At 62.1% G+C, this 12,562-nt stretch carries 16 protein-coding genes; 15 read left to right on the forward strand and 1 reads right to left on the reverse strand.

The features are described from left to right. The first annotated feature begins 27 nt into the window (after window positions 1-27). The 5 genes from motA (at window position 28) to JMF90_RS06905 (ending at window position 3,459) form a co-directional block, all read left to right on the forward strand. Window positions 28-900, forward strand: coding sequence for a flagellar motor stator protein MotA (motA, locus tag JMF90_RS06885; RefSeq protein ID WP_054928510.1), 873 nt, complete (start codon window positions 28-30; stop codon window positions 898-900). Continuing rightward, complete coding sequence (locus JMF90_RS06890; RefSeq protein ID WP_201317445.1) at window positions 897-1,922, forward strand: flagellar motor protein MotB; 1,026 nt, start codon at window positions 897-899, stop codon at window positions 1,920-1,922. The genes motA and JMF90_RS06890 overlap by 4 nt, the downstream gene beginning before the upstream one ends. Window positions 1,923-2,001: 79 nt before the next feature. Beyond that, window positions 2,002-2,289, forward strand: a complete 288-nt coding sequence (locus JMF90_RS06895) for a flagellar biosynthesis anti-sigma factor FlgM (RefSeq protein WP_125381090.1) — start codon at window positions 2,002-2,004, stop codon at window positions 2,287-2,289. Next, entirely contained in the window at window positions 2,286-2,711 is a 426-nt protein-coding gene (locus tag JMF90_RS06900) for a hypothetical protein (protein ID WP_201317444.1), read from the forward strand. Before JMF90_RS06895 ends, JMF90_RS06900 begins: the two co-directional genes overlap by 4 nt. A gap of 76 nt (window positions 2,712-2,787) precedes the next feature. Continuing rightward, window positions 2,788-3,459: a glucosaminidase domain-containing protein gene (locus JMF90_RS06905; RefSeq protein ID WP_164725431.1), complete on the forward strand. Its 672-nt coding sequence runs from the start codon at window positions 2,788-2,790 to the stop codon at window positions 3,457-3,459. Between the two features lie 37 nt (window positions 3,460-3,496). On the opposite strand, the gene flgA is transcribed toward JMF90_RS06905, so the two are convergent. Continuing rightward, complete coding sequence (gene flgA / locus JMF90_RS06910; RefSeq protein ID WP_201317443.1) at window positions 3,497-4,213, reverse strand: flagellar basal body P-ring formation chaperone FlgA; 717 nt, start codon at window positions 4,211-4,213, stop codon at window positions 3,497-3,499. Window positions 4,214-4,450: 237 nt separating this feature from the next. Here flgA and flgB point away from each other — a divergent pair, with 237 nt between their 5' ends. The 10 genes from flgB to flgK are packed head-to-tail and all read left to right on the forward strand — an operon-like array spanning window position 4,451 to window position 12,261. Continuing rightward, window positions 4,451-4,819: a flagellar basal body rod protein FlgB gene (gene flgB, locus JMF90_RS06915; protein ID WP_201317442.1), complete on the forward strand. Its 369-nt coding sequence runs from the start codon at window positions 4,451-4,453 to the stop codon at window positions 4,817-4,819. Beyond that, complete coding sequence (gene flgC / locus JMF90_RS06920) at window positions 4,819-5,217, forward strand: flagellar basal body rod protein FlgC (RefSeq protein ID WP_027782020.1); 399 nt, start codon at window positions 4,819-4,821, stop codon at window positions 5,215-5,217. The genes flgB and flgC overlap by 1 nt, the downstream gene beginning before the upstream one ends. Before the next feature lie 5 nt (window positions 5,218-5,222). Next, window positions 5,223-5,948 (forward strand): flagellar hook capping FlgD N-terminal domain-containing protein, encoded by a 726-nt coding sequence (locus JMF90_RS06925; protein WP_201317441.1) that lies wholly within the window; start codon window positions 5,223-5,225, stop codon window positions 5,946-5,948. Beyond that, a complete protein-coding gene (locus JMF90_RS06930) occupies window positions 5,945-7,114 on the forward strand; it encodes a flagellar hook-basal body complex protein (RefSeq protein WP_201317440.1) in 1,170 nt (389 codons plus the stop codon). Before JMF90_RS06925 ends, JMF90_RS06930 begins: the two co-directional genes overlap by 4 nt. Window positions 7,115-7,118: 4 nt before the next feature. Beyond that, a complete protein-coding gene (locus tag JMF90_RS06935; protein WP_201317439.1) occupies window positions 7,119-7,844 on the forward strand; it encodes a flagellar basal body rod protein FlgF in 726 nt (241 codons plus the stop codon). A 51-nt stretch (window positions 7,845-7,895) separates the two neighbouring features. Then, a complete protein-coding gene (gene flgG / locus JMF90_RS06940; RefSeq protein ID WP_201317438.1) occupies window positions 7,896-8,681 on the forward strand; it encodes a flagellar basal-body rod protein FlgG in 786 nt (261 codons plus the stop codon). Beyond that, the gene (flgH, locus tag JMF90_RS06945) at window positions 8,681-9,346 is read left to right on the forward strand and encodes a flagellar basal body L-ring protein FlgH (protein ID WP_201317437.1); all 666 of its coding nucleotides are present in this window, start codon (window positions 8,681-8,683) and stop codon (window positions 9,344-9,346) included. Before flgG ends, flgH begins: the two co-directional genes overlap by 1 nt. Window positions 9,347-9,402: 56 nt before the next feature. Then, window positions 9,403-10,527 carry a flagellar basal body P-ring protein FlgI gene (locus JMF90_RS06950; protein ID WP_201317436.1) on the forward strand — a complete coding sequence of 375 codons (1,125 nt, stop codon included), beginning with the start codon at window positions 9,403-9,405 and terminating at the stop codon, window positions 10,525-10,527. A 14-nt stretch (window positions 10,528-10,541) separates the two neighbouring features. Beyond that, entirely contained in the window at window positions 10,542-10,874 is a 333-nt protein-coding gene (locus tag JMF90_RS06955) for a hypothetical protein (RefSeq protein ID WP_201317435.1), read from the forward strand. A gap of 46 nt (window positions 10,875-10,920) precedes the next feature. Continuing rightward, window positions 10,921-12,261 carry a flagellar hook-associated protein FlgK gene (gene flgK, locus JMF90_RS06960; protein ID WP_201317434.1) on the forward strand — a complete coding sequence of 447 codons (1,341 nt, stop codon included), beginning with the start codon at window positions 10,921-10,923 and terminating at the stop codon, window positions 12,259-12,261. Window positions 12,262-12,562: the final 301 nt, after the last annotated feature.

A 12,562-nucleotide genomic window follows, 5' to 3' on the forward strand; every position in this document is an offset into this window, starting at 1 on the left:
GGACGGCGCCCAGGTCGGGAAGAAATCATGCAACAGATATTTGGAATTTTGATCGTGCTTGGCTGCGTATTCGGCGGCTTCGTATTCATGGGGGGCGATTTCCGCAAGCTCTGGCAGCCTGTCGAATTGTTGATCGTCGTCGGCTCGGCCGTTGGTGCGCTGGTGCTCGGCAATTCGCGCCACGTGCTCGTCGACATGGGCAAGCAATTGCGTAAGGTGATGGGCAGGCGCAAGCGCATGGCCAACAAGGAACTTCAGCGCCAGCAACTGCTGGTGATGTATGAGCTATTGAACATTGGCAGAGACCTCAAGGCGCTCGACAACCACGTCGAGAACCCGCACGAAAGCCGGCTGTTCCAGCGCTACCCGCTGGTGCTACAAGGCCCCGAGTTGCTTACCTTCATTGTCGACAACCTTCGCTTGATGGCGATGGGCAAGATCAGTTCACACGAGCTGGAAAGCGTGCTCGAGCAGGAGTTGGTTGCCATTCAAGAGAACATCGAGTTGCCGTCGCGCTCGATCAAGAAGATTTCGGAAGCCATGCCCGGCTTTGGCATTGTGGCTGCAGTATTGGGCGTGGTGATTGCCATGGGCAGACTTGGAGACGGCGCCAGCGCGGCCGAACTGGCCGAGAATGTCGCGGCCGCCATGATTGGCACGCTTATCGGCATTTTCTTCTGTTATGGCGTTTTGGATCCGGTGTCGAATCTGATCAAGCAGGCGATGAAGGCCGAGATGTCGGAAATGGAATGCATGAAAGTGATACTGGTGGCCTTTGCTGGCGGCAAGCCACCGCTGCTGGCGATCGATGCAGGCCGTCGCATGATGCAACCGGCCTGCAAGCCAAGCTTCGCGCAGCTCGAGGGCTGGATCGGGCAATTGGACGCGGGGCGTGAATGAGCTTGGATAGCACCCACGAAAGCGTCACAGCCGAAGATGCATCCGTCGCGCCCGCGACGGCTAATCCTGCCAAGCGAGTTGAACGCCGGGCGGCCCCAATCGACTTGATCGTCAAACGCCCGGTTCGGCGCGATTACGATGACGATCATGGCGGTGGCTGGAAAGTCGCGTTCGCCGATTTCTGCCTCGCACTGCTGTGTGTGTTCATGTTGTTGTGGGCACTTAGTGCGCGCGACGAAGAGACGCGCCGCAAAATGGACACAATGGTCGACAGTGCACTGTACGACGACGACTGGGACATGCCGGCTAGTGCGCCGTTGGGGCCGAATACTCACGCGTTGCAGGACACGTCGGCGTCGCACGTGGCTGACGATGGGGCTGGCGACGTGAAGCGCAGCCAGCCGATGGCGGACAGCCGCGAGGCGATGGACGCGCTTGCCGAGCGTGTGCGCAAGCTCGGCAAGGACGCCGGGGTGCTCGACAACGTTCAAGCGATCGTCACGCCAATGGGCCTGCGGGTCATGCTGCACGATACCGAAGAGCGCGGCGTGTTCGTCAGTGGTGGTGCGGTACCTTCCGAGCCGTTTCGACCGATGCTGATCAAGCTGGGCGCGCTCATGGGCTCGATCGGCAATCCACTGTTCGTACTGGGGCACACTGATTCGGTGCCGTATCGCAACTCGGACGCCGGCTCGCGTTCGAACTGGGATCTGTCGGTGGATCGCGCGATGTCCGCCCGGTCGTGGCTGTTGCAAGGCGGCGTGAACGCCGAGCAAGTGATGCAAGTGATCGGCATGGCCGACCGGGCGCCGCTGGTGAACAATCCTCGCGCCGCAATCAATCGACGCATTGAATTTCTGGTGCTGACGCCGGAACGCGCCCGCGCTATCTGCTCCATGTTCGGCCCAGTCGACCAAGTCGTGCCGCTGACGCCGGGAATTAACGCCACGTCGGCCGGCGATCCTGACGCGGGCCGAGTCGGTGCGGAGGTCGGTGTCAAGCTCGACAAAAAAAGGACTTAACAGATCGATCCGCTTGCTCGTTCTGAAGGAGTGTGAACGGGTAACAATTTTGAGGGCCGCGGGGCCTTAGGGTGACATCATGCGAATTGCTAATCTGGCGGCACACGCCGCAGTCAATGGGACGGAAAGCGTACAGCGTTCCGAGGGCGTGCGCCACAAGCGTACTGTGGCGTCAACTGAGGTGGTGCACGAAAAGACCCGTGATCGCCTCGTGCTGGATGCAGCACGCGCCGTGCTGGACGAGACGCCGGAAATCGACTTGGTTCGGGTGGCTCGCGTTCAGGCCGCGCTGGCCGCCGGCAAAATCCGGTTCGATGCCTGCAAGCTTGCGGGCACGATTCAACGTTATCACGGAGGTAGCGAATGACGGGCACGGGTTCCCCGCACCAACTGCTCGTGGATGTTATCGCCGACTGCGTCGGCTACCGCAAGCTTGTGCAATTGCTGGAAGATCAGTTTGCTGCGGCGCGGCAACTCGATACCGTGAGGCTTGGCGTGCTCGCTGGCGTGATCGCAGCTGAGGCCGATGCGATTGACATGCGGCGCCGCTACCGCATTGAGCGGCTCGGTCAGGTGCCGGGTGCGGTGCTGGAACTTGGTCGGCGTCTGCTGGCCGACGACAGGCACGCAATGCAACGCGCATCGTTCATCGAGCGGTGTGAGGACGTGAAGCTGCTTGCGGCGCGATGCCACGCCCTCACTCGGCGCAACAGCGGCCTCTTGGTCGCGCAGTACGAGGTGATGCAGCGCCTGGTGTACGGGGAAAGCCACACCTATGTTCCGGCCTGACGTCGCATTCGTGCCCGCCGCGCCGGGTCCGTCTGCCCGCACTCCCTCTCCCGTTGCGTCCGCAAGCGAGTCGGCGATGAGCTTTGGTTCGTTGTACGCATCGCTGAATCGCGATATCCGCGGCACGATCCGTAACGGGTTCGGCCGCTCGAGCGAGCCGCAGCTTTCGTCGCAGGCGGCAGCGTGGACCAATATGATGCGAGCCCGCGCGGAAGCGCTCGCGAAGCCGCAGCAGGGTGTCTTGGGAAGCGGCGCGCCTGCGACGGGGCCGAACTTCGCCGATTCGGATCAGCAGGCCTTTCTGGCCGAGATCATGCCGCACGCTCGTCGTGCGGGTGCGATGATTGGCGCGGCCCCGGAACTGATCGCCGCGCACGCGGCGCTTGAATCCGGCTGGGGGAGCAAACCGCTGAAGAACGTACGCGGCGAGACCACGCATAACCTGTTCGGTATCAAATCGACGGGCGGATGGGCGGGGGAGTCGGCTGCTGCCGTCACCACCGAGTATGTCAACGGTTCGGCCGTGAAGATGGTCGACCACTTCCGCGCGTACCGAAGCTATGGCGGCGCCTTTCATGATTACGCCAAGCTGCTGCGCGATTCGCCCCGCTATGCCGGCGTGCGCAACGTAGGCGACGACGCTAGCGCATTCGCCAGCGCGCTCAAGCATGGTGGTTACGCGACCGATCCTGCCTACGCGACCAAGCTTGTGGAAATGGTAGGGCTGGTCAAGCGGATGGTTCGCTGACGTTCGTTATGGCCGGGTGCCGACGGCCGTGTCACCTCTACTTCGTCACGCCGACCGGCTCGACGGTGTCGGCACTGATCACCCGCGCGAAGATTACTTTGCCGGTGCTCGCGTTTTTCACGCGGATAACCTCGTCGACCGCGCCATTCTGCATGGCGGTGCCCGGCACGGATACGCGTATCGGCCCGGAATTAGCCTCGATTTGGACCGCCTGGCCGCGGTGGATGGTTTCCGCGCGGTTGAGTAGGCGCGCCTGGATCACCTGGCCGGCTTTTACCGTGCGACGCAGCATGCGCCCAACAGCAAGGGCGGGATCGGTCAGCGCATCAGGGGTGAGTGCAAAGTCACGGACATCCTGCTTGAAATCCGCTTCGTTGAGCGTGTGGCCGGAGCGCAACGCTGTTGCCGCTACCAGCACGGGCGTGTCGATATGAGCCTTCACCAGATAGGTCGTGGCGCGCGGGTCCCCCTTGCAGCGCACTGAAAAACGCATGCGGGTCAGCGTCTTGGTGTCAGTCGCGGCGATTTCGTAGGGCTCGCTGCACGTCGGGGCGGGCCGACGTGGGGACGACACCGCGACTGAAGCATGGGGTTTGGTTAGCGCGCGATCGGCAACATAGCGCTCAAGCCACGTCAGAGCCGCCTTCTCGACCTGCGGAACGGCCGGATCGCCTGGATGCGCCGCGGCGGGGGCGGGTGCCTGCGCAAAGGCTGCAAGCGGCATCGCCAACGCCGCGATGACTGCTGCCAGCACCACATGCTCGTGCGGTTGCTTGCGGGAGTGTGTCGGAGCCATCGCATCCTTTTTCTTGAACTGAATGTCGCTCGATTATAGGGCGCCGCGCGGCTGTAGCGAACGCTCGAGCGCCGTGTTCAAGTTCTGTAAAACCTCTTCGCGGCCACGTTCGCTCGCCCGTAACCTCCACCCGGTCTATGACTCAACCGCTGCCGGTAACAACCGCGTGGCACTTTCCGGAGGCAAGCCGCCACTATGGGATTGAATCTCGAACAAGCACTTGGCGTGCATTCGGCCGCACTCAAAGTGCGTGCCGAACGCACCAAGCTCCTTGCATCGAACTTGGCCAACGAATCGACGCCGGGCTACCAGGCGCGCGATCTGGACTTCCGTGCGAGCCTCGGCTACGTGCTCGCCAACGATGCCTTCGATGCCGCGCTGCGATTCGGTGGCGATGAACCGATGTACCGCGTGCCCAGCAGTCCCTCGCAAGACGGCAACACCGTCGAACTGGGTGTCGAGCAGGCGGCGTTCTCACAAAACGCGGCGGATTTCCAGGCCAGCCTGACATTCGTCAACATGAAAATCAAGGGCTTAAAGTCCGCCATCACGGGGAACATCTGATGAGCTTCAAGGACATTTCGCAGATCGCGGGTTCGGCGTTGTCCGCACAAGCGGTGCGGCTCAATACCATCGCCAGCAACCTTGCCAATGCAGGTACGTCCGGCACCGAGGAAACCGCGTACCGCGCGCGCAAACCGGTATTCGCGTCGGTGTTCCAGAACGGTGGTGCGCGCGTGCAGGTGCTGGACGTGATTGCCACCGACGACGCGCTCGCTGCTCGACATGAGCCGGGCCACCCGCTGGCAGATGAAAACGGCATGGTGTTTTACTCGAACGTCAGCGCCGTCGAGGAAATGGCCGACATGATGGCCGCATCGCGCGCGTTTTCCACCAACGTCGAGGTGCTCACGCGCATCAAGGGTATGCAGCAGGACCTGCTGCGCATGGGTGAGGGCTGAACGCGGTGGATATCCAGAACAATGTCAATAACGTCACTGGCATAGGCGGTTCGACCGCCACGTCAACAGCAGGCAATGGCGGAGGCGATGTGTCGGCCATGTTCACCCGGCTGTTGGTCGCGCAGGTCAAGAATCAAGATCCGCTCGCGCCGATGGAAGCCAATCAGTTCGTGACGCAATTCGCGCAGATGAGCCAGGTAGAAGCCATGCAGACGCTTGCCAACCTTAGCGCCGCCAACGCCAGGACGCAGGAAAGCATGCTGGTCGTGACGCTCGGGTCGCAAGTCGGATCACAAGTGCGCGTGCGATCGGAAAAGGTCGAATTGGGCGATGCGGTGGTCACCGGAAGCCTCAAGCTCGAATCGTCGGCGTCGGAGGTTGGCGTGATCCTGACCGATGCGGGCGGCACCGAGTACAGGGTTTCCCTCGGTGCAAAACAGGCGGGCGACGTCGACTTCAACATCGATCCCGCAGAGCACGGCCTGCCGCCGGGCAATTACACGCTCCGTGCGGTTGCCGACTCCGGCGAGAAGCCCCCCGTCGAGCTCGATGGCAATCTGCAAAGCGTGCGTCTCGGAACGGACGGTCGCGTGATCTTGACGATCACAGGCATTGGCGATGCAGCGGCCACGGACATCACTCGCTTTCTCGGCCGTTCAAATCAGCAACGTATGTCTTCGGAAACCGCGTCTCCCGAGAGTCTCCCCATTTCAAAGAGGTTCCAGTCATGAGTTTCAACATCGCGCTCGCCGGCATCAACGCCATCAACGGGCAGCTCAACCAGATCAGCAACAACATCGCCAACAGTGGCACGCTGGGCTTTAAATCGGGCCGCGCCAACTTCGCGTCGAGTTACATCAACGCGATGCCGTCGGGCGTATCGATCGGTTCCACCTCGCAGTCGATGGACGTCACCGGAAATTTTTCCGCGACGGGTCGCAGCATGGACGCCGCGATCGCAGGCAAGGGGTTCTTCATCTCTCGCGACACCGACGGCTCGATGGTCTATTCGCGCGCCGGTGTGTTCAACATTGACAAGAACGGCAACGTGACCGATTTCATGAGCCGCGTCGTGCAGGGGTATGGCGCGGACGGGGCACTGGGCAGCCTGACGATTCCCAGGGGCGCGATTCCCGCACAGGCGAGCAGTTCGCTGGAATACGTCGGCAATATGTCTGCCGACTGGACCAAGCCGGCGGTCTCGCCATTCAACAAGGACGATCCGAAGTCGTACAACGGCATCTCGGCCGCCACCGTGACGGATTCTCTCGGTCGCGAACATACCGTCACCCAGTATTTCGTGAAGGATGCGGGCAACAAGATGCAGGTCTATTACGCGATGGACGGTCAGGATGTCGGCAACCCCGTGGAGCTGAGCTTCGACAACGCCGGCAAACTGGTAACGCCGACCGCCACCGTAGAACTTGATCTCGGCACGCCGACCGACGCCGCACCGATGTCGATTGCAATCAGCTACGCCGGCACGACGATGTTTGGCGGCAAACAGACGACCGACAGGTGTCGGGCTGACGGCTACAAGGCCGGCACCGCGACCGGTGTGTCGCTGGCCGAGGACGGCTCGATCGAGGTGCAGTACAGCAACGGCAAGAAGCTGTCGGCCGGCCAATTGGCCATCGCGACGTTCCAGAACGAAAACGGCCTGGTGCCGGTGGAGGGTTCCGCCTGGCAGGCCAGTTCCGCTACCGGTGAACCGCTGGTCGGCAAGCCGGGCGCCGGCATGGCCGGCAAGCTCGCCGTGCGGGCGGTCGAGCAGTCGAACGTGGACATGACCGCGGAGCTCGTGAGCCTGATGGGCGCGCAGCAGAACTACCAGGCCAACTCGAAGGTGCTGTCGACCGAAAACGAAATGATGCGCGCGTTGATGCAGGCGCTGTAACGCGATGGACAACTTCCTCTACACCGCGATGACAGGCGCCGAGCATTCGCTGCGCGCGCTCAACGTGCGAGCCAACAACCTCGCCAATGCACAGACCAGCGGCTTTCGCGCCGATCTGGCCAGCGTGACAAGCGAGGCAGCCAGGGGTTATGGCTACGACTCGCGTTACCACGCAACGCTCACGTCGACGCATGTGAATCACGAGCCCGGCAAGATCAGCGAAACGGGTCGCACGCTGGATGTGGCTATCGACGGAGCCGGCTATCTGGCGGTGGAAACCGCTCAGGGCGTGGCGTACACGCGAGCTGGCGCGCTCACGCTCGATGGCGACGGCGCACTGACCCTGAACGGTAACGCCGTATTGGGGGAAGGCGGTCCGATCGTGCTGCCCGAGCACGACGCGTTGACGATCGGCGCGGACGGCACGATCTCCGTCGTGACGGCGGGCGAGAAGGATGTGCAGGACGCGGGTCGACTGCTGCTGGTGAACCCGGAGCCGACCGACCTGGTGAAGAACGCGCAGGGCCTCATCGTTTCGCGCACGGGTACCGACTATCCGGCCGACGACAGCGTGACCGTCAAGGGGGGCCATTTGGAAGCCAGCAACGTGTCGGCCGTCGAGGAAATGATGCAAACGATGTCGCTGACGCGCTCATTCGAGATGCAGATGAAGCTATACAAGGTGGCCGATGAAATGGCCGATGCCGGCAACCGGCTCATCCGCGGGTAAGCGCTCGGGTGGACCGGCGCCAAACGAATCAACCAACACTAAAGAGCGACGATGAATCACGCAATGTGGATCAGCAAGACGGGCATCCAGGCCCAGGACGCGAAGCTGCAGGCGATTGCCAACAATCTTGCGAACGTCAACACGGTCGGCTTCAAACGCGATCGTGCCGTGTTCGAAGACATGTTCTACCGTGCCGAGCGCCAGCCCGGCGCTCAGGTCTCTGACAACGCAACGGGGCCGGGCGTGCAACTCGGCAACGGCACGCGGATTGCCGGTACGCAAAAGGTGTTCACCACCGGCGCGCTCCAGGAGACCGGCCAGCCGCTGGACGTGGCCATTGTCGGCAATGGCTTTTTGCAGGTAGAGATGCCGAACGGCGAAGTGGGCTACACGCGCGCCGGCCAGTTGCGCCTGAGCGACCAGGGCCGGCTGACCAATGCACAGGGCCTGCCTCTCTTGCCGGGTATCGACATTCCACCCGAGGCGGTTGGCATCACCATCAGCGAGAACGGAACGGTGTCGGTTTCGACGGGCGCAGGCAAGACGCTGGCCGAAGTCGGTCAACTTCAGCTTGCCCAATTCGTGAATCCGGCTGGCCTGCTCGCATTGGGTGGCAACCTGTACGCAGAAACCGTTGCCAGCGGCGCGCCCACCGAAAGTGAGCCCGGTCAGAATGGCATCGGAACGATCAAGCAAGGTGCGCTCGAGGGTTCCAACGTATTGGCCGTGGAGGAAATGGTCGAGATGATCGCTGCCCAACGCACCTACGAGATGAACACCAAGGTGCTGTCGGCCGCCGACAACATGATGCAGTACCTGTCGCAGGCGGCGCGCTGATGACGGTCACCCGCTTCGTTGCCATGGGCGGTGTGCTGGCTTTGCTGGGCGGCTGTGCGACCGGGCCGTTCGATCGTTCGCTGCCGGACTTCGACGACGGCATGCCCGATACTGTTTTCGATGTCCGCCGAGGCACCGCGGGCGGCGTGCTGGTTCCCGATCAGGCATGGTCGCTCACGTCGGACGTGCGCGCCTTCCGCGCCGGCGACGTGTTGACGGTGGATCTCGAAGAGTCGACCCAGGCGAGCAAGAAGAGCGGCACGCAGGTCGGCAAGGACAGCAGTCTCAGCGCCAAGAAGCCGTCGCTGTTCGGCAAGGCGCTGCCGGTCGAGGCCGAACTCGGCACGAAGAGCGGGTTCAACGGCGCGGGTTCCAGCTCGCAACAAAACACGCTGCGCGGCTCGGTGACGGTGGTGGTGCTGCGCGTGATGCCCAACGGCCTGCTGCAAGTGCGGGGCGAGAAGCGCCTCGTGCTCAACCAGGGCGAAGAGAACGTGCGTCTGGCGGGTTACGTGCGTGCCGCCGACATCGACTCGAACAATCGTGTGTCATCTCAACGCGTGGCGAATGCGCGCATTACCTACGCGGGCCGTGGGTCGCTGGCGGACGCAAATCAGCCTGGCTTGTTGACCCGATTCTTCAACAGCCCGTGGATGCCGTTCTGAGTTGACGACGAACGGACTGAACCAGGTCGACGCCCAGTCGACCACAGGATGAAACGATGAAACCAATCCGACTAACCACCCGTGTCGCCGCCCTGGCTATCGTAATCGGCATCGCGCTGAGCAACACAATTGAAGCGCGCGCGCAGACCGTCGGTAGCCTGGTCGACGTAGAGGGCGTGCGTGAGAATGCGCTTGTCGGCTACGGCATCGTGGTTGGCTTGGCCGGATCGGGTGACGGCACGCAAGCCAAGTACACCACCCAGTCGCTGACGAATATGCTCAAGCAATTCGGCACGCGACTGCCGGAAAATATCAACCTGCGTTCGCGCAACGCGGCCGCGGTGATAGTGAGCGCGACTTTCCCGCCGGGCTATCGGCGCGGCCAGAAAGTGGACGTGACCGTTTCATCGCTCGGCGATGCGAAGAGCCTGCGTGGCGGAACACTTCTGATGACCCCGTTGCGCGCGGCGGACGGCGACGTCTATGCGCTGGCGCAAGGCAACCTGGTGATTCCAGGTCTGAACGTGCAAGGGCGCAGCGGTACCAGCGTCACCATCAATACGCCCACCACGGGCCGGATTCCCAAGGGTGCGACGATCGAGCGGGAGATTGCCACCGATTTCGCCGACACGCCCACCGTACGCTTGAACCTGAAACGTCCGGATTTCCAGACCGCCTCCAGTATCGCCGACGCGATCAACGACGCACTCGGCAGCGAACTCGCCAGCACGGTGGACGCCACCTCGGTGGATGTGGTCGCCCCCCAGGTGCCGAGCCAGCGCGTGGCGTTCGTTGCCCGCTTGAACGCGCTGAAGGTGAGTAAAGGCGAGGAGGTGCCGCGCGTTGTCTTTAACTCGCGCACCGGTACGGTCGTTATCAGTCAGGGAGTGACGGTCAAACCGGCGGTCGTCTCGCACGGCTCGCTCAAGGTGACGATTGCCGAAGGCACGATGGTCAGCCAGCCGAACGCATTCGCCAACGGCAGCACCGTGACGGCGCCCGTGAGCGAGATCGGGGTGACGCAGGCGGGCGGCAATGCGTTTCAGTGGACATCGGGCGCTAGCCTGCAAGCGATCGTCGACACGATTACCCGCACCGGCGCCACGCCGGATGACCTGATGGCGATCCTGCAAGCCCTTTCCGAAGCTGGCGCGCTGACGGGCGACCTGGTGGTGATTTGACGAGGAAGTTGATTATGACGCTTGAACCCGGATACCTGTCACACGCACAGTACGCCGCAATTGAGATCGTGGCCGTGAAGGCATCGGATTCAGCTTACCGGGCGCGCGTGGAAGAGGCAGCAGTGAAATTCGAAAGCCTTTTCATCGCCCAGATGCTGAGCGAAATGAAGAAGGCGACCGACCAGCTCAAGGGGGACGATTGCTTTGCCGACCGTTCCAGCGAAGCAATGCTTGACTACGCGAACCGTGCGGTGGCCGATACCATCGCGAAGCAACGTGGTTTTGGCATCGCGGACACGCTGGTCGCGCAGATGCTGCCGCCTGACGCGACGCCGTCGAAAGCCTGATGCATTAACACATTCACCGCCACATTTTTTGTACTCGAACGTCACTATGAAGATTACCCAAATAGGTTTGTCAGGCGCGCTCGGGGCGCGAGCAGCAATGGACAGGTCGGCACGCAACACGGCAAACCAGCAGACCGTCGGTTACACGCGCCAGGGTGTGCTGCGAACCTCGCGCGTGAGTGGTGGTGTCGATGCGAGTTCGGTGATCCGCTTCGGCAATCACACCAATACGCAGCAGAAGTGGGCGTCGCACGGATCGGTCGGCGAGCACCGGGCGGCGGAATCGTATTTCCGTCAGCTCGAGGAAGTGATGGGGCTCAAGGACGGCAGCATCAAAGTCTCGATGGGCAAGTTCTTCAGCGCACTGGATGCGGCCAGTGCCGATGTGGCTAACTCCGCGCTGCGGCAGCAGGTGCTGCTGGCTGCCGGTGGCATGGCGAAGAGTTTCAATAGTGTGCAGCAGATGATGCGTGGCCAGCTCGATACGCTGCGCCAACAGAGCGCGGCCACCGTGGAGCAGATCAACGGTCTATCCCGAACTGCCGCCGAGTTGAACCGTCTCGTCGCCGAAGCGGAAGCCAACGGTGGTGCACCATCCGAGCTCATCGATCAGCGCGACCAGGCCATCGACCAGTTGGCGGCGCTGGTCGATATCCGCACGGTTCGTCAACCCGACGGCACCGTCGACGTGAGTCTCGCCGGCGGTACGCCGCTGATTGCGGGCCATCAGGTCGCAAAGATGAGAGTGGAAACGCTGTCCGGCGGCACGTTCGAACTCAAGCTGGAACTGGCCGGCACGCAGTATTCAGTGGACGGCGCCAAGGTCGGCGGTGAACTGGGCGGCTTGTCGTCTTTTGCAAAGGACACGCTGCTGCCGCAGATGGACGCTATCCGCTCGCTGGCGGCCGAACTTGCGGGCAGCTTCAACGAGCAAGTCACTGCTGGCTTCGGCATGGGAGGTTCGCCGGGCAAGGCGTTGTTCACGTTCAATCCGGTAACGGGCCACTTGACGGCTAACGAGATGAAGCCCGAGGAGCTCGGTTTTTCGGGCGATCCAAAGACCCCGGGCAACAGCGACAATCTTCTCAAGCTGATCGAACTGCGCTCCCGACGGATCGATTTGCCGGGCTTCGGCGAGTCCTCGTTGGGCGATGCGTACGTCCAACTCGTCGGGAAGCTTGGTGCGCAGAGTGAGCAGAACCAGTCGAGTTTGGCAATCGCCGTGAATGTTCGCCAGCAAGCGGAAGAAGCGTGGCAGTCGCTGTCCGGAGTCAGCATGGACGAGGAAGCCGTCAATCTTTCCGAGGCCCTTCAGATTTACTCGGCCAACATGAAAGTGATTTCCGTCGCAAAGGAATTGTTCGACGCGACGATGCGCGCTTTCTAAGCGGGATTGAATGGATGGCACGCACCTGCGAGCGTTGTGAGCCAATGAAGAGACGCCAGGAAGCCGTTCTGTCGAAGGTGAGCGGCATCAAAGAGCCCCGTTTGGCAATCGCAATTGTCGATGCAGTGCGGAAATCCGGTGCGATCGGTATGACGGTGTGTAGTCGCCCATACCGGAAAGGCCGAAAGCCGCTACGGCGGCGTAAGCAGCGGCACGGCGCGTCGAACACTAACGTTTAATTTGGAAACAGCACATGCGTATCGCCAGTCAACACTTCGGCAACGACCATGCTCGCGACGCT

It is taken from the genome of Burkholderia sp. E168m23 (assembly GCF_016586125.1).
Classification (GTDB): domain Bacteria; phylum Pseudomonadota; class Gammaproteobacteria; order Burkholderiales; family Burkholderiaceae; genus Burkholderia; species Burkholderia orbicola.